A 21,088-nucleotide genomic window follows, 5' to 3' on the forward strand; every position below is an offset into this window, starting at 1 on the left:
GTCATGTCTGACGTCTGGGATTTTATCATTATCGGCGGTGGCTCTGCAGGCTGTGTTCTGGCCGCACGGCTGTCTGAGGATCCTTCGGTACGGGTGTGCATTCTGGAGGCCGGTGGTGGCGACAGAAACCCGCTGTATCACCTGCCGGCAGGCTTCGCGAAAATGACCAAAGGCATCGGCGCCTGGGGGTGGGAGACCGTGCCGCAGCGTCACATGAAAAACCGGGTGTTTAACTACACGCAGGCAAAGGTGATCGGTGGCGGTTCTGCGATCAATGCCCAGATCTACACACGCGGCAACCCGCAGGATTACGACGAGTGGCGGCAGATGGGCTGCGAAGGCTGGTCTTATGAAGATGTCCTGCCCTATTTCCGCAGGTCAGAGGACAACGACACCTACAACAACGCCTTTCACGGTCAGGGCGGCCCGCTTGGCGTGTCTCAGCCCATAGCGCCGCTGCCCATCTGTGAAGCCTATTTCGACGCTGCAGCACAGGCTGGCATCCCACGGAATGAGGACGTGAACGGCGAGATACAGGACGGTGCGGCGTACTACCAGCTCACGCAGCGCAACGCCCGGCGTTCTTCCGCTGCTATGGCCTATCTCGCGCCCAACCTCAGCCGTCCGAACCTGACCCGCAGACTGAATGCACAGGTGCGCCGCATCATTGTCGAAAACGGCAGGGCGCAGGGCGTGGAGCTGACCGACGGCACCTGCCTGACCGCTGATCGCGAGGTCATCCTGTCGGCCGGGGCCATCGGCTCCCCGCGGCTGCTTCAGCTGTCGGGCATCGGTCCCGCAGACCACCTGCGGACCCTGGGGATTGACGTGCTTGCGGACCACGCGCAGGTCGGTGAAAACCTGCAGGATCACTTAGATCTTTATTGCATATGCGAAGTCTCGGGACCGCACACCTACGACCGGTTTGCAAAGCCGCATCTGTCCGCCTTTGCCGGGCTGCAGTATCTGCTGACAGGTAAAGGTCCGGTGGCCTCCAGCCTCTTTGAAACGGGAGGTTTCTGGTATGCTGATCCGGATGCGCGCTCACCGGACATTCAGTTCCACCTCGGCCTCGGCACCGGCATTGAAAAAGGCGTGCAGGCCATGCCGCAGGGCGGTGTTACGCTCAATTCGTGCTATCTCCGGCCCCGGTCGCGCGGCACGGTGCGGCTGCAGAGTGCCGATCCGGCCAAAGCTCCATTGATTGATCCCAATTACCTCCAGGACCCGCGTGACCGCGAAATGTCGATCCGCGGTTTGAAAATCACGCAGGACATCCTGTCCCAGGACGCTCTGAAGCCCTTCATTCTGGCCGAACGCCTGCCCGGGCCGGGCGTCCGCACGGACGATGAATACTTCGACTTCATCTGCGAGCATTCCAAAACCTCGCACCACTGTGCCGGGACCTGCAGAATGGGTCCGGATGATACGGCGGTTGTTGACATCCGCCTGCGCCTGAACGGCATCGATAACCTGCGCGTGGTCGACAATTCGATCATGCCAACCGTCATTTCCTCCAACACAAACGCTGCCGCTATCATGATCGGGGAAAAAGCCTCTGACATGATCCGGCAGGATCACGGGATTGCCATATGATACGCCATATCGTTCTGACTAAATTCACGCCGGACACATCCGAAGAAACTATTGCTGAGATCTATGCGGGCCTGTCCGACCTGTCGCGCAGACTTGACGGAGCATCCGGCTTCACCGGTGGCAGATCCGAGAGCCCGGAACAGATCGAACGCGGCTACATGCATGGCTTCGTTATTGATTTTGACGACTGGGATGCGCTCAGAAACTACGCGGAAAATCCCGAACACCAGGCTCTGGGCGGGCGGCTTGTCGAAAATGCCGTCGGTGGCATTGATGGCATTCTGGTGCTTGATCTGCCAGCCGCGCACAGCTGAGGGAGCAAAAGTCATGCTGACACTGCCCACCTACGCAGGCACGCTGGAGCGGTATGAGATCTCTGGCACGCCCATTGTGCCGCGCGCGCCACAGTGCGCTTTCACCCGCACGGCTTTTGCGGCCGCCCATGTCGTTTCTGATCCCCTCGCAGAAAGAGATCCGTGGATGGGCCGGCCATCGGTGGACTGGGACAACACGCTGGCGTTCCGGCACTGGCTATGGGATCAGGGGCTGGGCCTTGCAGAGGCAATGGACACCGCCCAGCGCGGCATGGGGGTCGACTGGGACACGGCGCGCGAACTGATCGAACGCACAATGACCGAAGCGAAAGCGCACCCGCTGAAACCGCGGGTGGCCTGCGGCGCCGGCACGGATCATGTGGACATCGCAACGCTGACAACTGAGGACGCGCTTGTTGCCGCTTATGCTACCCAGATGGAAGCAATCGAAGCCGCCGGCGGGCAGATCATCATCATGGCCAGCCGAGCAATGGCCGCACATAGCACCGGCCCGGATTTCTATGCGCGGGTTTACGGCCGTCTGATCACGGGTGCTGCGGAGCCGGTTGTTCTGCACTGGCTGGGCGACATGTTTGATCCGGAACTGCGCGGGTACTGGGGCCACGACGACCTGGATGAAGCCGCGGATGCGGTCCTTTCCCTCATTGAGGAACATGCCGACCGCATTGACGGGATCAAGATAAGCCTGCTGGAGCAATCGCGGGAGGAAGCCTTCCGGGCGCGGCTGCCAGAGGGTGTCCGGCTCTACACCGGAGACGATTTCAACTACGCCGCCCTGATCGAAGGGGACGGCACGCGTTTCAGCCACGCGCTGCTGGGCATTTTTGCCGCCATCGCGCCCGCCGCAGCTCAGGCGCTGGAAGCGCTGGCCCGGGACGATCATCAGACTTTTCACCGGTTGCTCGCTCCAACCGTTCCCCTGAGCCGGGAGATTTTCAAAGCGCCGACGCGGTATTACAAAGCAGGTATCGCTTTCCTTGCCTGGCTGAACGGAGCACAGAGTCACTTCATCATGCCACAGGGTTTTCAGGCCAGCCGCGAAATTGCTCATTACGCAGAAGTCTTCCGTCTGGCGGACGCTGCCGGCATGCTCGTCCGGCCCGATCTTGCCGAAGAGCGGATGGGACTGCTGCTCGGGTTGCATGGTATCAGCTGATGGCGGCAGGCAAGCGACCCACCATTATTGACGTCGCCGCGCACGCACAGGTGTCAAAATCAACCGTGTCGCTTGTTCTTCAGAACTCACCGCTGGTCAAAAAAGAAACCCGTGACGCGGTGCATGCCTCAATGGCCGCCCTTGGCTATGTGCGTAACCGCGCGGCGGCAACCCTGCGCGGATCGGGCACGGGGCTGGTGGGCCTGATCATCAACGATCTGCGTAACCCCTTTTTCACCGAATTCGCAGCATCTGCCCAGATGGCGCTGGCCGAGCGCGGTTTCGCGACGGTTATCGCCAATTGCGACGAGGATCCTGCAACACAGACCCGGACAATCTGGTCGATGCTGGAACATGACGTGGCCGGGTTTGTGATCTCTCCCTGCTATGGCGATATTGATGAAGGGTTTCAGGCGATTGAACGTGCCGGTCTGCCCGCTTTGCAGGTCCTGCGCGAAACCCCGACCTCGGCAGCGCCCCTGCCCTTTTTCAGCCACGACTACGCCTCCGGCAGCCGGATGGCGGTACAGCACTTGTTCGATCAGGGCCTCGAAAAAATCGCCTTTGTCGGTGGTGTTGAAGGGCGCAATATCACCTCTGAACGTATGTCCGGATATCTGAGCGGCATGCAGGACAAAGGCCTTCGGACCACAGTGCTTCATGGCCCATCAACGCGTGCTTTTGGCCGCGAGGCGGTCGACACGCTGCTGTCTGATTATCCTCACATCGACGCGGCCATCTGTTTCAATGATCTTGTCGCACTGGGTGTGCACGCCGGTCTCCTGCAGGCTGGCAAGACGCCAGGGCGGGATTTCGCGCTGGTCGGTTTTGATGACATTGAAGAAGCCCGGCTCGTCCACCCGCCACTGTCAACTGTCAGGTGTGATGTGGGCCGGTTCGGCGCCATGGCCGCCAATATGCTTTACGAGATGATCCGGAACGAAACCGTACCGGACACACCCGTAAAACTGGCCGTTGAACTGATCGCGCGGGGTTCCAGCCACCCGTCCTGACCCATTTTATCCTGATCCGTGAAACACCGCGGGTTTGACAACTTTTTGGTGTGAATGCAGGCTGTTTGCATTGGTTAACTGATTTAGGGGTGGAACGATGGGAGACGAAACGGCGCTGGAAGCCGCACGCGATTCAATGAAATGGTGGAACCGCTATTACCACCTGCTGCTTTATGTTCACTTTTTTCTCGGCATATCGGGCATTGTCATCGGCTCGCTTATCGCCGCTGATTTCAACAGCCAGAGGGCTGTCCTGCAACCGCAGTTTCTGGGCATTATGTCCACTGTAATCGTGGGGATCGTTTCTTTCGTGCAGCCGGGTCGGATGGCCAGCGTCTTTTACGATGCTTACTGGCGTATGCGGGTTGCCATCCTGCGCCATAAGGAAGGGCAGATTGATGCACCGACCCTTGTGGATGCGATTGCGAACGGTTTTACCGCGGTTGCTGAAATCCAGCCCGAAGCGCTGATCGGCTCTGGCCAGAAGACCGGTGGAGACGACGAAGACCTCAGCGATGAACAGCGCGAACGTCTGGCGGCATTCCGGGAGGCACTGCTGGCCGAAAACGAAAAAGAACCGGATCCGGAGCCAGAGCCGCCCGCGGAAAAGCCGTGAGCAACAGCATGTCTGCGGCCATGAAGGGTTTCACCCGCAATGGCCGCTCCAAGGATCTTGTGGTTATCCTTCATGCCTTCCGCGGCGGCCCCGGTTCTGTTGCCAGCGTGGCCGGGCACGTCCGCGCTGAACGCCCCGACGCGGATCTTTATGTACCGCAACTGCCTTGCAAACTCTTCTCGCGCGCCGATCCGGAAGCGATCGCACAGGAGCAACTGCAGGCGATCGACCGTCTGTGGCGCGAAAAGGACGGTGGATACGGGTCAATCACGTTTGTCGGGCATAGCATTGGCGGTTTGCTCGCCAGACGCATTTTTCTGCTGAAGAAGGCACAGGAAGAAAGCGGCAACAGCGGGGCGGACCAGCCTCCCTGGGCGGACCGCGTGGATCGCATTGTCCTGCTGGCAGCAATGAACAGAGGCTGGAGTGCAGGACATCACCTCAGCCCGTTGCACTATGTTCAGTGGAAGATCGGCGCGGCTATTGCCGGTGTTCTGAACCCCACCGGCACGGCACCGTTTCTGATCATGTCTATCCGGCGCGGTGCCCCTTTTATCACCAGGCTCCGCGTGGAGTGGATACAGGCCGGCAACCGCGCGGCGGCATCCGGTGGCACCCTCCCGATGACTGTCCAGCTGCTCGGTTCAGTTGATGATATGGTTGCTCCTTCCGACAATATTGATCTCGTGTCAGGGCGCGGTTTTCACTATCTGGACGTGCCATATTCCGGGCACGCCTCTGTGGTCCGGCTTGATGACGAGACCCCTGTCACTGACCGGACGGGCGCACCCAGCACGGCTGGCAATGAGCGCAGAAAGGTGCTTTCGACCGCGCTCAAGGCCGATGCCAAAACGCTGGATGATGCCGGATACATTCCCTCGGACCGTCCGCTCAACCCGCAGAACCGCGAGATCACTGATGTTGTGTTCGTCATCCATGGCATCCGCGACGTCGGCCACTGGACCCAGAAAATTGCCCGCGCGATCATGTCCCGCCACAAAGAAACGCATGGCGTGATCAGAATGGCCTCCGAAACCTCCAGCTACGGATTTTTCCCGATGCTGCCGTTTCTGCTGCCATGGGAACGCCGCCGCAAGGTCGAGTGGTTCATGGACCAGTACGCCGAAGCACTCGCCGAATTCCCAGGGGCTGCGTTTTCTTTTGTAGGTCACAGCAATGGCACCTATCTGCTCGCGCGCGCGCTCAGAGACTATCCGTTCTGTGCTTTCAGAAACGTGGTTTTCGCAGGCAGCGTGGTGCGTTCTGATTACGACTGGCAGATGGTCCGTGACAGGGGGCAGGTCAGCAGGGTGCTGAATTTCGTCGCCACGTCAGACTGGGTCGTGGCGATTTTCCCCAAGGCGATTGAACAGCTGAAACTGCAGGACCTTGGCAGCGGCGGGCACGACGGATTTGAAACCGCCGGCCACGATCCGGACCTGTTTGAGATCCGCTATGTAAAGGGAAAGCACAGCGCGGCCCTGGTTGAGGAAAACTGGAACGCGATCGCAGAGTTTGTTGTCACCGGCGACCTGCCCGACGTACCCGCGTCCATTCGGTCGGACAATCAGTCAGAGAGGCTGGCGCAGATTTCAAGGGCAGCGCCATTTGTCTGGCTGGTGTTGCTGGCCATGCTAACCGGTTTTGGCGCCATTCTGTGGTTCCTGGGCGGCGCAGGCGTCTGGGGCACACTGCTTGTTGTGCTCTATACGGTCTTCATCTGGAAGGTGATTACCAGCCTGTAAAGGGCACCCGCCGGTATCTCAGTCTTCGTTTCTGAGAAACAGCGACTGGACATAGCTGAGCACCATCCAGGTGATCAGGAAACCGATGCACTCAAGGGTAAAGCTTTTCCATTTGTAGAACATCTCGGCGATCAGAAAGGCCGCAGCAAATGGCACGGCCTCTTTGCGCAGTGCCGCCTGAACACCCAGCTCGCGAAACAACGAATACATAATTCTGACTTCCCCCAATTCGGCATTTCAATTGTCTGGCACGGCCCTGAAACGCCTGAAAATACAGGATCAGACCCCACCCAACTACAACTATAGCGATTGATTTGCGTCAGTTCTACGTCGTTGTATCTGCGCTTTGCGCGATCACCGGCAAAGTCCCGCCGGCGGATCACCGATCTGAAACCGGCCGGATCTGCAAAGGTAAACAACTTCTTGACGGAATCACAAAACACAACGTTAACTAGAACCAGATTTCGAAATTCTACTCTTTCGCCAGTGGTTTGAAGAAGGGAGGTTCGCATAAATCCATAGCCGCAGGTCGTTATTGCTGCAGGCCGCAACTCATTTTTCACGCGTGTTTTTACCGCGGTCCGACAGGCCGCGAATTGGTCGAAATTACAAAGCGGGACTTACCCGCTGGCCGGCCGGACAAATCGCCCCCGGGCGATGGTTCAACAGGATCTGTGCATCTTTTGAGCAGCAGAAATTTTTAATTTTGGGCGCGCCGCCCGTTCAGGAATTCCATGTTCCGATTTCCGGTTCTGACCGGATGCAGCAGCGCCCGGTCAGGGAGCGATCGATGGGACGCCGACCCACGAACAACAGAAATCTGCCCTCTCTCGGGAGGCGTCTTTCCGAACTGAACCGTCTTGAAAACCTGTCACCTTCTGATCTGGAACGGATTGAGCGGATCATGCGCGAGGCGGAAAACCTGGACCGCTTCAACATCGAGGATCTGATCATTGTCTCCGACCGGCCGACGCCGGATGCCCGCGAGGATGAGTCCAAACCCACACTTCGGGCACGCGATGTGTCCCGCACGATTGAGGATGCGCTGGCCGAACCGCAGCTGCCGGCGGAACGTGATGCCCTGAAAGTCGTGGCCGGATCTGTACTGGAACGGCTGCGCGAGAAATTTCCCGGCACACTCCCGGATGGACCGGTCAAGCCTGGTGACAAAGGTGCGGAGTTGCCGGTGAACACCGAAGCACTGGCCAAGCTCATCCGTGTCGCCGCCATCAACCGTTCTGAGGGTCAGTCCAGTGTCATCTGGGACGATGGCATTAACCAGCTGATTGTCCATCCCGGGCGTCTTAAGGCGACAGTAACCGAAGGGCGTATCCGCATCGACATTCCGGTCGAAGCCGACGGCCTGCGCGCCAGCATGCAGGTGCCGTTCTCGGTCGGCAGTGACAAACGGAAGACGGGGCTCGTTATGGCCACGCTCGACCGGCCCGCAGGTAATGCCATGGTGGCGCGTATCTGGGGCGATCCGCTGATCGCACTCGCTCATGGTGCGCTCGTTGACGTTGCGGGTAAAATGGCAGGCGCATCGGGCCGTGACGCCGAGAACAAAGAGCTGGTAGTGCGCGGTCTGACGGCCAGACGCGGACAGTTCACGGTCGAAACCCAGGCAGAGATTCCATTGCGGAGGTTCCTGCGGTGAACGCTTTTTCCCCGGAAGACTTTGGTGATACATCCGCCCTGCTGAGCGCACTTGGCCTGGTTGATGACGAGGGCAATTTCAACAGTGACTGGCTCGGCAATCCTGAAACCTATCTGAAAACCATTCTGGCGGATGATCACCAGCGGGGCGCCCTGCTGGACTTTGTCACGGCCGTCCGTGGTGGCGAGGCCGAGCGGGACAGCGAGAACCGTCTCTGGATTGAGATTTTTGCAGAGGCGCTCCCGGATGTAGGCCGCATCGCCTTTTTCCTTGTGGTCGACGATTCCCCCGCCTCTGAAGTGCATATTTTCGTCGGGGTGCGCTTTGAAACGGCGGCACCGCTGACCGAAAGCCGTTCGGCACTGATGTTCCCGCTGTTCCGGGCAGGCAAAGGCGCAAACACCCCCTCGCCGGAACTGGTGTCGCAACCGGGTGGCGTGATCACGCTGTCGAGCGAAATCACGATTTCGGAAACGCCAGCACCCCCGGGAGATGCCGGGTTGCAGGCCGTCGGCCTGCGGCTGCTCATACCCACAAATGCTTCCGACGGAGACCCACAGGTCGGGCTGACGCTCCGGGGGTTGCAGCTGCCCGGTGAATCGACCGGCCGGGACCTCGTATTGTCGGTCACCGACCCTGACAGCCTCAAAGACGCAGGCCTCGATCTGATATTCGGCTTGTTGCAGGCGCAACTGGGCAACGCCGGCGGGAACCAGATCCGGGCTTTTGCGAAAATGCTGGGGCTGGGCAATGATCCGGCCATTCCGGATCTGCCGGTTGACGACATTTTCAACCGTGGTCTGGATGCGCTGGCGGACTGGTTCGCGGCACTGCTGGGTGATCAGACCCGCAGATCCGCCTGGCTTCAGGCCCTCGCGGACCTTCTCGACAACGGCGCGGTGGTAGACAATGGCGCTGTCGTCCTTCCGGTGGGCTCAGCATCCCTGCGGCTTGGTGTTGCGGCACCGGCCGGAGCGACCGGGCGGCCTGTTGTCACGGTTTCTGCGGGATTCGGGTTTGACAGTGCCGAAGCAGACGTTGGTATCACCGCCGATCTCGTGCGCCTTGATCTGGGGACCGGCGAAGCGGTCGCGGTTCCGTCCGTGCGGGCAGAAGCCGTAATTGATCTGTCCGGTCTGAGCATCCCGAATATTTCAGTCGACAGCCTCGCTCTGGGGTTTGGGCTGGACGAGAACCGTCATCCTGTTCTGCTGCTGGAACTTCGGGACGCAACCATATTCAGCTCCAACCATCCGCGGCTTGATCTGACCAATCCTGATGCGCTGGCAGCTACCGCATCACAGGCCGTCACAGATGCGCTCTCAGAAGTCATTGGCGATCTGGGCCCTGCAGGAAATCTCATCGGCATTGTCCTTGGATGGGAGGTGCCGCCGGGCGCCGGGCCGGGTTATCCCCGGATTGAACTGCTTGAGTTTCTCGGCGATCCCATAGGGCTGCTGCGGGCGCACTGGGAAAACGTGCTGACGTCGCACACCGCCGACATCCCCGCACTTCTCGCGGTCCTGCGCGAACTGCTGACGGGCGATGCCACACCGGGCGCTGTCACCGGAACCGGCACGGAAACGGACCCGTGGCTGCTGCCGCTTGATGCCGGTGTCCATGTAGCCGTGTGGCAAGACGCTGCGGGCAGGCTTCTGCTGGGGCTCGGGATAGTGCGGCGCGTCGATACACTGGGCGAACGCTGCACTGTGATCGAAACGCGGCTGCGCGTGGCGCTGGTGGCGCTGGATATGGCCACAGGGGCGGCCGGTTTCCTGCCAGAGATCCGGCTGCGTGCATTGGGCCGGGCCCGCGGTGGCGGGCGGCTGCGTGCCGGCACTGGCGCACTGCGCGTCGAAGTGGATCATCTGGGTCTGGTGCTGCGCTGGACCCCGGACGAAGGGCTGCGCGCAGACCATGAAGCCCCTAGCCTGGAACTGTTCGTCGATGATCTGGATGTGCCACTGCCCATTCCTGATTTTTCCGGCGGGTTTGATAACCTCCTGAACACCTTTGTCGCGGAACACTGGGATGCGATTGAACGGCTGATCGGTCTGATCGCCGACCGCCTCGGCCAGAGATGGCTGAGCGAACTGGTCGAAGCTCTTGGCTGGAAACGCGCGGCCCCTCTGCTTGGCAATCCACCGCGTCACAGGCTGCGGCTTGCAGACCTGATCGGTAACGCTGAAAATGCACTCAAAGCCTGGCTCGCCGGCCTGCTCGCCGATGGACAACAACAGATCAGGCGGCATCTGCAGCCACTGGCACGAGTTCTGTCATCCCGTCCGGATGCGGGCTTCCATGTTGAAGGCTCGGGCACAATTGCGGACCCCTGGCGCGTGCAGCTTGCAGCGGGTGCGGGCATACCGGCGCTGGCGGTCTGGCGCCAGCCGGACGCACCGCTGCCTTTCCCGGAATTCCTGGCGTCCACACCTTTGCGCAGATGGCTTCCGGGGTCCCCCGGCCTCAACCCCGGCAAGCTGGCTGACGCGATCCTCAGTGAATTCCCCCAGATTTCCGGGCCGTTCGGCGATGGAGCGGATGCCGCACTTCTGGTGTCTGCGCTGGACGATCTGGTGTCCCACTGGACGGGCGGTGACGGCGCGGTGCGTGCGCCCGTTATGGCGGTTCCGGGCACCACGCTGCACCTGACGCCGAACGAAAGCGCCGCAGCCCTGTTTGACGGCGTGTCGCTGGAGGAGGTGTTGGGCTCCCTTCCCCCACCCGGATCAACATCCGCGTTCTGCCGGCCACCGCTCCAATCGAAGGCTTTGGCGATCCTGCCCGTATTCTGGATATGCGGGAAGCTGGCCGTGACCCGCTGGCGTTCACACCACTGCCCGATGAGGCGGGCGTCTGGACGATCCTGCTGGCACCCCGGGCGGATGCACGGCTGCCGTCAGGCGACAGTGACGGCGCACAGGGTCAGACAGCCCGCCTGCAGCACGCGCTGTCGCTGATCCGGTCCCGGCCGGACAGTGTTGTAGTTGCAGATGCGGCCGCCGGACACGCCGCTTGGCTGGCTTTGCAGGCGCTGGGATCAGGGATCAACAGGCTGGTCACAGTGGGCCTCGTGACAAACCCGGCGCAGCTGCCACCAGCTCTGCCAGCCCCGGCGTCCGAAATTGTCCGGCGGCTGGCCGAATTCCTGCCCGATCCGGATGCCGCAGAACCCGATGACGCGGACCTGGCTGCTGCCCGCGCGATGCTGGCGGCGATCCTGTCCGGTGCCGCACCCGGCACAGGCGATCTTGCTCTGCCCGCAGGCTGGACAGGCGCCCGGCGGGCTGACCTGGCGGTGCACCTTGTACACGGTGTCTTTGACGGTGATGCCGTCCGGCGCGCACTGACTGCTGTGGTTGCTGCAGGGCTGAGCCTGAATGCTCAGGCCAGATCTTCTGCACGGGAAAGCGAAGAGATCAGCTCCGCATCGCTGGGTCTGTGGCTGCCGCTCAGTACGGCACCTCAGGCACCGGGACTGCAGGCAAAAGGGCATGCCCTGGCAGAAATTATCGGGCTCGACATCGATCTGGGCGGCACGATACCGGATGTTTCGCCGCGCACAGCGCGCGCCGTCGCGGTGGCTGCAGAGCTGCGACACAGTTCAGGATGGCTGATCGGTGGTCCGGGCGCCGGACCCCGCCCCCTTGATCTCGAACTGCGCTCTGTCGAGCTGGACGTGCAACTCACCGTCGGCGCAACCGCTGACGCCTCGCTGAACCGCGTCGCGGTAACCCTTCATGGCGTGCGTATTCACGACAGGAGTTTTCCACGCCTGACACTTTCGCCCGGCACCAGCGACGCTGATCTCGGGATTGATGGACTGGCGGCCCCCAGCACGCCGGAAATCCGGCAGCTGCTGAACGCTGTATTCCAACAGGCTGTGGCTGCAGCCGACCCGGCGGTGGCGCGCGTTTCCCAGGCGCTGCGCGCCGCCGGGGTTCTGGGCCCGGGTGACAATTTTGATGCGATTGCCCTGTCAAACTGGATGGATGATCCCGCCGGGCGTCTGCAGGATGTTCTGAACACCGCGGCGCTGCGCGCGCAGCTGATGTCATTGATTGATGATCTGCTGGGCGAGCATGCCGGTGTATCCTTTGACCTCGCACGCCGCGAAGTTTCGGTCACCGTCGGTGGTGCGACCGGCCTGCCGGTCCCCGGCGAATGGGCGCTCGGTGCAACCCTGGGTCCGGATGGTATTTCTGCGGCAGACATCCGGATCGGCGCAGCAGACGACAACCATGTCCTGCTCAGTCTTGCCCCGTTTTCGGCCGCACTGCACCTTGATGAGGATACAGCCGGCGGCTTTGGCGGTCTGCCGACCACTGTTCCGCTCTGGCCCACCCCGGATATCCGGCGGCTTGGAGAAGCGGCACTGCCGGCACTGACCAGCTCGGCAATTGCGAAAATGCTGGACGGCATCCGCGAAACAGACCCCGGCGTCAGGCCGGTTGTGGACGCGGTGCTCGATGCAATCGGATTGCTGGATGGAGATACCGTTCGCATTCCGGCGCAGCTTTTCATCAGGCCGGGCGCCTGGCTGCTTGGACATTCAAACCTTGCACTGAGCGATGGCTCAGCCTTCCGTCCGGACCGCGTGATTGCCCTGCTGGATGCGTTCAAGCCGCTGACCGGGCTGACGGGTGGACCGGGTGTCTGGGACATCTCGCCCGGACTGGCCCTGCGCGCCCGCGACGCCGGTGGCCTCGTGCTCGACCTGTCCCTCGATCCGGCTCAGTTCATGCCATCGGCAAATGTCGATTTCGGCGGATCTGTTGGCCTGACCTTCACGGCAGAGGGCCGCATCCGGCCTGCGCTGGCAGTCTTTGCTGGCCTGAGCGGCGGCACGCCCGGCACGCGCGCGGTTCATCTGACGGTAAACGGCCCTGAGATCAGGTTGTTTTTGCGCACGGGTGCCGCGTCGGATTTGGAGATCTTCCCGAACCCGGGCAGCCTGACAGAACTTGCGACGGCAGGCGTTTCTGCCGCCCTGCCGCTGGCGCTCGATGCAATCGTCGATACCGGATCCGATGTTGGCCTGTTGCTCGCGGATGTGGGCGACGCGTTGCTATTGCGTCAGGGGGGCAACTTTGACGGTCCGCGCCTGGTCGGCTGGGCTACCGACCCGGCGGGCAGTCTTGAGGCGCAGTGGCAGCCCCTGCTGGTCAGCGGTCTCGGCCGATTGGGCAACGTGCTGCCCCCGGCCCTCGCCGTATCCACACCCGCGGGAGCCGTGCGGCTGACCATCAATGATGCAGGCACACCTGGCTCGACAGTTGCGGTTGAATTCGCGCACAGCCCGTTTTCCGTCACCCTGGATATCAACATCGCGAATGTGCCTTTCGCGAATACCGTCTCGACTGCGCTGCGGTTCGACGATGACGGGCTGGCCCAACTGACCGCAGGCGTTGGTCCTGCTGATATCCCCCTGAGCGAAGGACTGGCCCTGAGGCCCGTCTTCGCCCTCGATGTGGGTTCTGCGGTTGCGACGCCGTTCGTATCGCTGGGCCTTGCCACAGACAGCGCGAACACCCAGGCGCTGGCGCTGCGCTACGACTTTACAGCGCGGCGTCTGGAGCCCACGTTCGGTGGCGGCTCTGATGCGGAAATTGCACAGGGTATCATCACCTTTGCCGTCGATATGCTGGGCTCGTTCCTGATGGAACTTCCCGAGATCAATGGCGTCCTCGACGAACCGCTCGCCGGAACGACGATCCGGGCGCTCATGGAAGGCGTCGCCCTGAACGACGCAGGCACGGGTCTGAACACAGAGCTTTTCCGGGTGGTCAAACGCGCCGGTGAATCAGACGCGGATTTCCTCCAGACCAAATTCGACCGGGTGATCCGCCTGCTCAACAATATTGCCGATGCGAACCCGACCATCCGGGTCGGCGGTGTGCTCGACATCGGGCTGGCACGTGCTGCGGGCGCTCTTGGTTTCAGTCTGGAACTCAACGGACGGCTGCCGGTTGTCGAAGGCGATATCGCGATCTGGATCGAAAACGACAGCCGCTGGATTATCGGCGGCCCGAGCGCGGGCCTGAAAATCGGATTGCTGAGCATCAGTCCCGGCACCGTGGACTTCACACCGACCCTTTCTGTTGATGGCGTAGGTGTGCGCATCGGACGGACCAATGCCCCGCTGCTCGACAGCCCGATTGCCCTTGGCTCCATCGCGCTGCACATTTTTGCGCGCCTGTCGCAGGCCGAAAAACTGGGCGGCGCACAGCTACAGCTTTCGGAGATCGCCGTTGCCGTCGGGGGCGCCGGTGGTGGTGAGGAAAGCAATCCGGTCGCCGAAGGGATGCTGTCAGAAACAAACGAAGGCGACGCGACACTGGCGCCTTCGTTCAGCCCCGCGATTTCGGTACAGACACGCCCCGCCGCGGATGGCGGTGGCATCGCCTTCGGCTTTGTCGCGGGCGATGGCGATGGACCCTGGTGGCTGCCTATCCGCAGCCAGTTCGGTCCGATTTATGTGGATCAGATCGGGATGGGCACCCAGGTGTCCGACGACACGCTGCAATCCATTTCCCTGCTGTTTGACGGCAACGTATCGATCGCCGGCCTCACGGCTGCCGTGGACGATCTGGAACTGCGGTACCGTCTGGACCGGGGCGGTATCTTTGATGCGTCATCCTGGGCTGTGGATCTGGCCGGGCTTGCCGTTTCCGCCGATATCTCCAGCGTGACGCTTGCGGGCGGGCTGCGCAAATTTGGTACTCCGCCGAACCTCGAATATGTGGGCATGCTGACAGCACGCTTCGCCACGTACGGCCTTTCCATCTATGGCGGCTATGCATCGATTGAGACACCCGAGAAGTTCTCGGCATTCTTCGCCTATGGCGCTGTGCTGGGGCCTTTCGGCGGCCCGCCTGCGTTCTTCCTGACTGGGATCGGCGGCGGTTTCGGGATCAACCGTGATATCGTGCCGCCGACCGACCTGGGCAGGTTCGACGAATTCGTCATGATCCAGGCGCTCGACCCCGCAGCTGATCTGCCGGACGACCTGATGGATTATATGCAGGAGATCCGCGATACCTTCCCGCCTGCCAAAGGGCGGTTCTGGTTTGCGGCCGGCATCAGCTTTACCTCCTTTGCACTGGTCGACGGGATTGCGGTAGTGGCTGTGGAATTCGGCGGTGGGTTTGAACTGTCGATCTTTGGGCTCGCCCGCATGGCGCTGCCCCGTCCGCAGGTTGCCCTTGTCTCCATCGAACTGGGGCTGATTGCCCGCTTCTCGACTGAAGAAGGCGTGATCTGGATCCAGGCTCAGCTGACCGATAACTCGTGGCTGCTGCATCCTTCGGCGCGTCTGACCGGCGGTTTTGCCTATGTAAGCTGGTTCAAAGGCGACAAGGCGGGCCAGTTCGTTCTGACCCTCGGCGGTTACCACCCTAATTTCCACCGCGACGGGTACCCGGTTGTTCCGCGTCTGGGTTTCAACTGGAGCGTTTCCGACAACATTGTCGTCAAATCAGAAAGCTACTTTGCGCTGACGTCAGAGGCCATTATGGCCGGTGGTCTCTTTGAGGCTTCCGCCAAATTCGGACCTGCCTTTGCCCATCTGAGTTTCGGCGGCAATGCCATCGTCTATTTCGACCCGTTTTCCTATGAGGCCGACGCACATGCGCGTGTCTCAGCCGGGATCCGGATCAAAACCTTCCTGGGGACGATCAAACTGTCCTTCAGCCTCGGGGCCTATATCGAAGTCTTCGGGCCGGAGTTCCACGGCAACGCGCGGATCGAGGTCGGCCCCATCGACATCAGAGTGCGATTTGGCAACAACAATAATGCGGCAACAGTTCACGTCTCGTGGGCTCAGTTTGCTGGCAAATATCTGGAACTGGCCGAAAACAGCCAGACCCGCGCGCGCGCCCTGAGCGGTATTGCCGGCAAAGGTGCTCTGCCCCCTGCCGGGGATGCTTCGGGCAACGAAGAAGGCACAGCCGACGGCACCGCAGCGCATCCCTACGACGTGATGAGCGAGTTTGAGCTGTCGTTTACCTCCACCGTACCGCTGACGGCTATCCGTCGTGAAAATGCGGCTGTGCCGATATCGCTGCCGACGCCAACGCTGGGTGTCTGCCCGGCCAACAAGATGCTCAACAGCACAACGCTGCAGCTGAGACTGCGCCGTAACGGCAGCAGCACCCCGCGTCTTGGGGACACGGTCAAAATCACCGTGACCCCGCGCGAAACCGGAAACTTCCCGCTCGGCGTCTGGGGGCCGCCGCAGTTGCCGGATGACCGGAAACTGCCAAAAGGCGATGTGATCCCCGCGACTGAAGGTGTGGACCTGCAGTTCCGCCCCGAACTGATCGGGCGGATACCACTGGCCTCGACCGGCGGCGTGGCCTTCAACCAGGTTGAATCCGGCGTACGCAAACCGCTGCCGCTGCGTGCTGGCGGAACCATACGGTCACGGATGGTACGCGAGGCCAAAGAGCAGCGTGAACTGCTGAAAGATCTCGATCCCAAAGTACTGCCGGACTTTGCCTCCGGTTGGCATCAGGAGGGCCGTAGCGCCACAGTAAGACGCGCGTGGCATCGCGAACGCCCCGTGCCAATGCGCATTGGACTGCTGTCCGAACGTATCGTCGGCAGCTCCGGCACGGGGCGCAAGGATCTGTTCAAAGAAAAGGGTCTGAGGCCAAAAAAACGGTTTTCGTTTGGCAAGGCAAAACTGCGTGGCGTGCTGCATCAGCCCCTGCGCGCAGTGCCCCGCGACTTCCTTGCGGAAGGCACGCGCGTCACCAAAATTCCGCGCGAGCTGAAACGCGTGACTCCACCCGGGATCGCTCTGGGCATTGCAGACCGTGCCGTGCTCCTGCGGACGCGCGTGGATACTCCGGTCATCGGACAAACCATCGCCGCGCGTCAGGCCCCCCGGAGACACTGCCATCAACAGGCCCGGTGGCAATTGCGCGCGGGCGCGGAACCGGTGCAGACCTGGCGGAAATCGCGTCACTTGAAGCGATGATCGGAGCCCCGCCAGGAGGCAGCAGACGCCGCCGGAATACAGCTGCGCCGGACGTAAAGCCGGAGTCCTGGCCACAGGGCAGATCGCCGTTTTTGATCTGCCGGGCGCCACAAATGCCGCGCTCTTCAAGACCGCCGGAGAAGTGACCTTGTCGGGTCCCGCCCGCCTTGCCAGCATCGGGCTGGACGGTCGGATCACCACGAACCGCACCGGCGCCTCACGGCTGACGCTGCCGCCGGCCACGAGGGCGTTCGTCCTGATGTCTGGCGAGGACAGTTCCGGATCACAGGAAATCGCGGGATGGCTCGACACAACGCGGCTGGCCTATCTGGGTCAGTCCCTGGCCCGCTGCCGCGGCGGGTTCCTGCGCGCTGAGGGCACAAGCCGGACGCGCGGCGGTCGCAGAGCAGGCTGCGGCTGGATGGAAGCGAGCGACATGATTTCCCGCAGCGCACTGATCGAAACACAGTTCGACACCGGTGCCGATACGGTCGCTGTCATTCTGAACGGCACCGTGCGCGATGACGATCTGGCGACACTCGCGATCAGTTATGAGGGCGCCGAAGCGGGCGAAGGAAACCCACGCCTTGTGCCCTTTGATGGCAAAACGCTGATGGTTCAGAGGGTCCGGATGGATGATCGCAGAAAACCTTTCTCGGTCTCACTTGCAGGTCTTGTCGGTGACCGGATTGACGGCGTTATCGCGGCGCGGCTGCCCGAGGACACACTGGTCTCACGCCTCCTGAACAGCGCGGTGCAGCTCGATCTCGAGGCGTTGTCGGACGAAAAATCCTCGCCGGTCACCGCAACATGGACCCCACCCGAAGACGTGGAGGCATAGAGGAAAAACAATGGTCGCTCGCGGAAAATTCTTTCTCTACGACAGTATCGTTCCGGCCCTGGAGGCTGGCAGCTACACGCTGACTTCTGAGGTGGATCTGCAGGCCAGCGATGGCGCAGATCTGCCGGTCGACCCGCTGGAAACGCATTTCAATGTCACCGCACCACGCCTGAAGCTGCCCCCGGATCAGGCTCTGATGACTTTTCCACCGGCGAATTCCGAAGGTGCATATGAGGCACGGCTTCCGCAGATCGTGCTGAAAAAAGAACCCTGCCCTGGGACCGCCGGGCGGCACCGGTGAATTCGGAATTCAAGGGGCAGACGGTGCGGGACAATACGCCTTGGCTGGCGCTCGTTCTCATTGCCGAAGGGGAGGGTCAGATCGTGCACGATGCAGACCCCGCCGACTGCGTCACCCCGGGCACGACACTCAGCGGATCGATGGATGTCCCAAAGGCGAGCTATCTCTCGGTCCCGCAGTCGACGGTTGATGCAGTTTTCCCGACGGTGGATGACCTGACCCTTCTGACCCATGTGCGTGAAGTCAATCTCGATGACACCGAGGCCGCCATGGGTGACGATGACGGCTTTCTTGCAGTGGTCATTGCCAACCGGATGCCGCAGTTCGACACCGAAGAATGTCTGCCAAAAGCCTATACCGCCTGCCTGATCAACCTGGAAGAGCAGCTTGACGTGCTACCCGCCCCTAGCCCGCCCCGGCTGTTTTTTGAGATGAGCGATCTGTTCATCAATCAGACGGTTGCAACATTCGCCAGTTCTGTGCGGTCTGGCACGGCTGTGCCCCTGAAGGTGCGGCCTGAACGCCGCGCACTGGATCCCGGCGACAGTAACGCGATGAACGAAGCCATCCGCCGCGGAGAAGTTGTGTTTCATGATGGCAACCTTGTGGACCGGGGCGGCGCGACGCGAGACGGGATCTCTATCGTCGGTGGCATCGATCCCGCTGATCTGCTGGAAAGCGACTTTTCCACGCTCGCGAATGCCGGTCCGGCGCGCGATGACGTATTTGTCGTCGAAGGTGCCTTTACCAGTTTCCGCTTCCCCCTCGATTTCTTTGTCGAGGAAAAATTCTACCGCTTTCCGGTGCTGACATCGTGGCGGTTTACCTGCTCGGGAGCCGGCAGTTTTCAGCAACTGCTCAGCGGGCTTGATGTCGGCATGCTCGGCACCAAAACGGATGGTAATTTCGAACGCCAGCTGCCGAAATGCCATGTCCCGCCAACCGGCGATGATCCTGGCGCTTCCCCGGTGACCAGACTGCCTCTGGAGATTGCGGAAACAGGACACATCGGCCTGCCTTATCTGACACGCACCGGCGAGGATACGGGTGCCTGGTACCGCGGCCCCTTTTCGCCGCATCAGCTGCTGCGCAATCCGCTGGCCGACGAGGCGCAGTTTCCGGTGCTGGCGCATGTCTCTGACCATCTGCGCATGATGACGCCGGACGGGCGCGAGGATGTATCGCTGGCCGTGGCGTTTGAGACAGGCCGCCTTCTGGCGCTGTCCCAGCCCTCCTTTGTTGCCGCCCTGCAACGCTGGCGCGCAGAGCAGTTCGGCAGAGCCCGGGCACGGGCCAATCAGCGTGCAGTTTTTGATGACCAGATATCCCTGCTGGATCAACTGGCCGATACCGGGCGCCTTGGTCGCGTCAAAGATGCCATCGAACTCGGCGCGGTTTCCCGTTTCCTCGAAAGCGAACTCGTGTCTGTTCTGGGGACCCGCAAAGAGGCGGCAATCTCAAACGCCACCCCGCTGGTTAATCCGGGCGCGCGCATCAATGAACTGCAACAGGATTTCAACGGCATTCTGGCGGGCGGACTGGGACTTGACCGAAACCTGACCGACATGATTGCCGCCGAACCGGTCAACCCCGACCTGCGCAACCAGCTTCAGCGCACGCAGCCTGCCACCGTTGACCGGGTGGAGATCGACCTGAACAATCAGATCCAGACCGCCATTGATACAACCCTCGAAACCGGACTGCTCGACATTGCAGAAATCGCCGTGGGCAAAAAGGAATTCGATGTCGACGCAGTACGCGAGCTGCGCGAGTTCGAGAGCCTTGAGGGTTTCATCAAAGATCGTATTCCGAGGAGATAGTCATGGCCATCTCGCATCAGATCACCCTTTCCATTCTCGCCCAGGCCGTGGGCGATGTGCGCAATGCAGGCACAACAACAGTTGAGCCGACCATCGCCCCGCCCGAGATCCTCGCCTTTCTCGCAAAGCTGCGGATGCTCGAAGGTGTTCCGTTCAACAACATTGTGCCGGACACGGAACTGCTGCCGCATGAATCCATCAGGTTCTTTTATCTCGACCGGGCCTGGACCGATGCGCTGGTGCAGGGCGCGCTCAGCGTGGCAACCGCAAACACGATCGAGCGGGCACAGCTCGAAGCGCTGTATCCACAGATCGAGAAAGAAATCGATGACGCCGAGCGCCGCAACCGCGCTCCCGGCAGCGAGCCGCGGCTGAAGGGAACAGCGGGCGTTGTGACTGGTTTCCTGATGCGCTCTGCCGCCGTGGCAGGATGGCCTGGGATGCATGTGCGTGCCTATCGCGATGAACCGGCGGACAGCGATGTGGAAATCCTGCCGGAATCGCACGGCAGCCGCATCAAGCTGCTGCGGCTGGAACGCCTGTCTCCGGCGGTTCTGCTGGCACTTTTCGACGGAATTCCAAAAGTCCTGCACATCGAGGAACCGCGCCAGGGCGTCCAGTTCGGTGTCAATTTCGACCGCCGCCCGCGACAGGTCCGCGCCAGTGTTCCCGCCCGCAATGTGCGCACATCGGAATACGTGGACACCAGTGGCCAGGTCGTCAAAGAACCCCCTGATGCCCGCCAGATACCTGTGAGTTTCAGACCCGGTGCTGCCGGAGTACTCGATCTGACCAATACCGCGCGCAGTTTTGCCGCCGCAACCGGCACCAATATGAGCGCAGGTCCCGGAGACCCGGTTGATGGAGCCGAGTTCGCCATGCAGATGATACGGTTCCCCTACCGCCAGGTATTTGCGCAGGACACCGCAACGAATGCGGTGCTGAACGACGCATTCCGGCCAACGGTCGCGAAGGTTGTGGAACGCAATACCGAACTGCTGAAAACCCGCATCGGGGAGCTTTGA

Annotated in this window: 14 protein-coding genes; 13 read left to right on the plus strand and 1 reads right to left on the minus strand. The window is 61.4% G+C overall.

Going from position 1 to position 21,088, the window contains the following annotated elements; all coding sequences use genetic code 11:
* Window positions 1-3: 3 nt before the first annotated feature.
* The 6 genes from ACZ1HA_RS12725 (at window position 4) to ACZ1HA_RS12750 (ending at window position 6,461) form a co-directional block, all read left to right on the plus strand.
* Window positions 4-1,596, plus strand: coding sequence for a GMC family oxidoreductase (locus ACZ1HA_RS12725; protein ID WP_472714135.1), 1,593 nt, complete (start codon window positions 4-6; stop codon window positions 1,594-1,596).
* On the plus strand, window positions 1,593-1,910 hold the full coding sequence (locus ACZ1HA_RS12730; protein WP_472714136.1) for a Dabb family protein: 318 nt from the start codon (window positions 1,593-1,595) through the stop codon (window positions 1,908-1,910). The genes ACZ1HA_RS12725 and ACZ1HA_RS12730 overlap by 4 nt, the downstream gene beginning before the upstream one ends.
* A gap of 13 nt (window positions 1,911-1,923) precedes the next feature.
* Complete coding sequence (locus tag ACZ1HA_RS12735; protein WP_472714137.1) at window positions 1,924-3,087, plus strand: dihydrodipicolinate synthase family protein; 1,164 nt, start codon at window positions 1,924-1,926, stop codon at window positions 3,085-3,087.
* Window positions 3,087-4,100, plus strand: coding sequence for a LacI family DNA-binding transcriptional regulator (locus ACZ1HA_RS12740; protein WP_472714138.1), 1,014 nt, complete (start codon window positions 3,087-3,089; stop codon window positions 4,098-4,100). Before ACZ1HA_RS12735 ends, ACZ1HA_RS12740 begins: the two co-directional genes overlap by 1 nt.
* 97 nt (window positions 4,101-4,197) lie before the next feature.
* Complete coding sequence (locus ACZ1HA_RS12745) at window positions 4,198-4,716, plus strand: hypothetical protein (RefSeq protein WP_375230194.1); 519 nt, start codon at window positions 4,198-4,200, stop codon at window positions 4,714-4,716.
* Window positions 4,713-6,461, plus strand: a complete 1,749-nt coding sequence (locus ACZ1HA_RS12750) for an esterase/lipase family protein (RefSeq protein WP_472714139.1) — start codon at window positions 4,713-4,715, stop codon at window positions 6,459-6,461. Before ACZ1HA_RS12745 ends, ACZ1HA_RS12750 begins: the two co-directional genes overlap by 4 nt.
* A gap of 18 nt (window positions 6,462-6,479) precedes the next feature.
* Here ACZ1HA_RS12750 and ACZ1HA_RS12755 read toward each other — a convergent pair whose 3' ends face one another.
* Entirely contained in the window at window positions 6,480-6,671 is a 192-nt protein-coding gene (locus tag ACZ1HA_RS12755; protein WP_472714140.1) for a hypothetical protein, read from the minus strand.
* Between the two features lie 580 nt (window positions 6,672-7,251).
* On the opposite strand from ACZ1HA_RS12755, the gene ACZ1HA_RS12760 reads away from it, so the two are divergent.
* From ACZ1HA_RS12760 to ACZ1HA_RS12790, 7 genes are all read left to right on the plus strand, one after another.
* On the plus strand, window positions 7,252-8,118 hold the full coding sequence (locus tag ACZ1HA_RS12760) for a hypothetical protein (RefSeq protein WP_472714141.1): 867 nt from the start codon (window positions 7,252-7,254) through the stop codon (window positions 8,116-8,118).
* On the plus strand, window positions 8,115-11,078 hold the full coding sequence (locus tag ACZ1HA_RS12765) for a hypothetical protein (protein WP_472714142.1): 2,964 nt from the start codon (window positions 8,115-8,117) through the stop codon (window positions 11,076-11,078). The genes ACZ1HA_RS12760 and ACZ1HA_RS12765 overlap by 4 nt, the downstream gene beginning before the upstream one ends.
* A 3,344-nt stretch (window positions 11,079-14,422) precedes the next feature.
* Window positions 14,423-17,101 carry a DUF6603 domain-containing protein gene (locus tag ACZ1HA_RS12770; protein ID WP_472715329.1) on the plus strand — a complete coding sequence of 893 codons (2,679 nt, stop codon included), beginning with the start codon at window positions 14,423-14,425 and terminating at the stop codon, window positions 17,099-17,101.
* 148 nt (window positions 17,102-17,249) lie between these two features.
* Window positions 17,250-17,942, plus strand: a complete 693-nt coding sequence (locus ACZ1HA_RS12775; RefSeq protein WP_472714143.1) for a hypothetical protein — start codon at window positions 17,250-17,252, stop codon at window positions 17,940-17,942.
* Between the two features lie 10 nt (window positions 17,943-17,952).
* Window positions 17,953-18,243: a hypothetical protein gene (locus tag ACZ1HA_RS12780; RefSeq protein WP_472714144.1), complete on the plus strand. Its 291-nt coding sequence runs from the start codon at window positions 17,953-17,955 to the stop codon at window positions 18,241-18,243.
* The gene (locus ACZ1HA_RS12785; protein WP_472714145.1) at window positions 18,240-20,063 is read left to right on the plus strand and encodes a hypothetical protein; all 1,824 of its coding nucleotides are present in this window, start codon (window positions 18,240-18,242) and stop codon (window positions 20,061-20,063) included. The genes ACZ1HA_RS12780 and ACZ1HA_RS12785 overlap by 4 nt, the downstream gene beginning before the upstream one ends.
* Before the next feature lie 2 nt (window positions 20,064-20,065).
* A complete protein-coding gene (locus tag ACZ1HA_RS12790; RefSeq protein WP_472714146.1) occupies window positions 20,066-21,088 on the plus strand; it encodes a hypothetical protein in 1,023 nt (340 codons plus the stop codon).

This window comes from Roseobacter sp. S87, from assembly GCF_055693285.1.

Bases quoted from the DNA above. Each gene is read 5' to 3' on its own strand.
- ACZ1HA_RS12725 (WP_472714135.1), top strand. From the start codon at position 4: ATGTCTGACGTCTGGGATTTTATCATTATCGGCGGTGGCTCTGCAGGC.
- ACZ1HA_RS12730 (WP_472714136.1), top strand. From the start codon at position 1,593: ATGATACGCCATATCGTTCTGACTAAATTCACGCCGGACACATCCGAA.
- ACZ1HA_RS12735 (WP_472714137.1), top strand. From the start codon at position 1,924: ATGCTGACACTGCCCACCTACGCAGGCACGCTGGAGCGGTATGAGATC.
- ACZ1HA_RS12740 (WP_472714138.1), top strand. From the start codon at position 3,087: ATGGCGGCAGGCAAGCGACCCACCATTATTGACGTCGCCGCGCACGCA.
- ACZ1HA_RS12745 (WP_375230194.1), top strand. From the start codon at position 4,198: ATGGGAGACGAAACGGCGCTGGAAGCCGCACGCGATTCAATGAAATGG.
- ACZ1HA_RS12755 (WP_472714140.1), bottom strand. From the start codon at position 6,671: ATGTATTCGTTGTTTCGCGAGCTGGGTGTTCAGGCGGCACTGCGCAAA.
- ACZ1HA_RS12760 (WP_472714141.1), top strand. From the start codon at position 7,252: ATGGGACGCCGACCCACGAACAACAGAAATCTGCCCTCTCTCGGGAGG.
- ACZ1HA_RS12770 (WP_472715329.1), top strand. From the start codon at position 14,423: ATGCTGTCAGAAACAAACGAAGGCGACGCGACACTGGCGCCTTCGTTC.
- ACZ1HA_RS12780 (WP_472714144.1), top strand. From the start codon at position 17,953: ATGGTCGCTCGCGGAAAATTCTTTCTCTACGACAGTATCGTTCCGGCC.
- ACZ1HA_RS12790 (WP_472714146.1), top strand. From the start codon at position 20,066: ATGGCCATCTCGCATCAGATCACCCTTTCCATTCTCGCCCAGGCCGTG.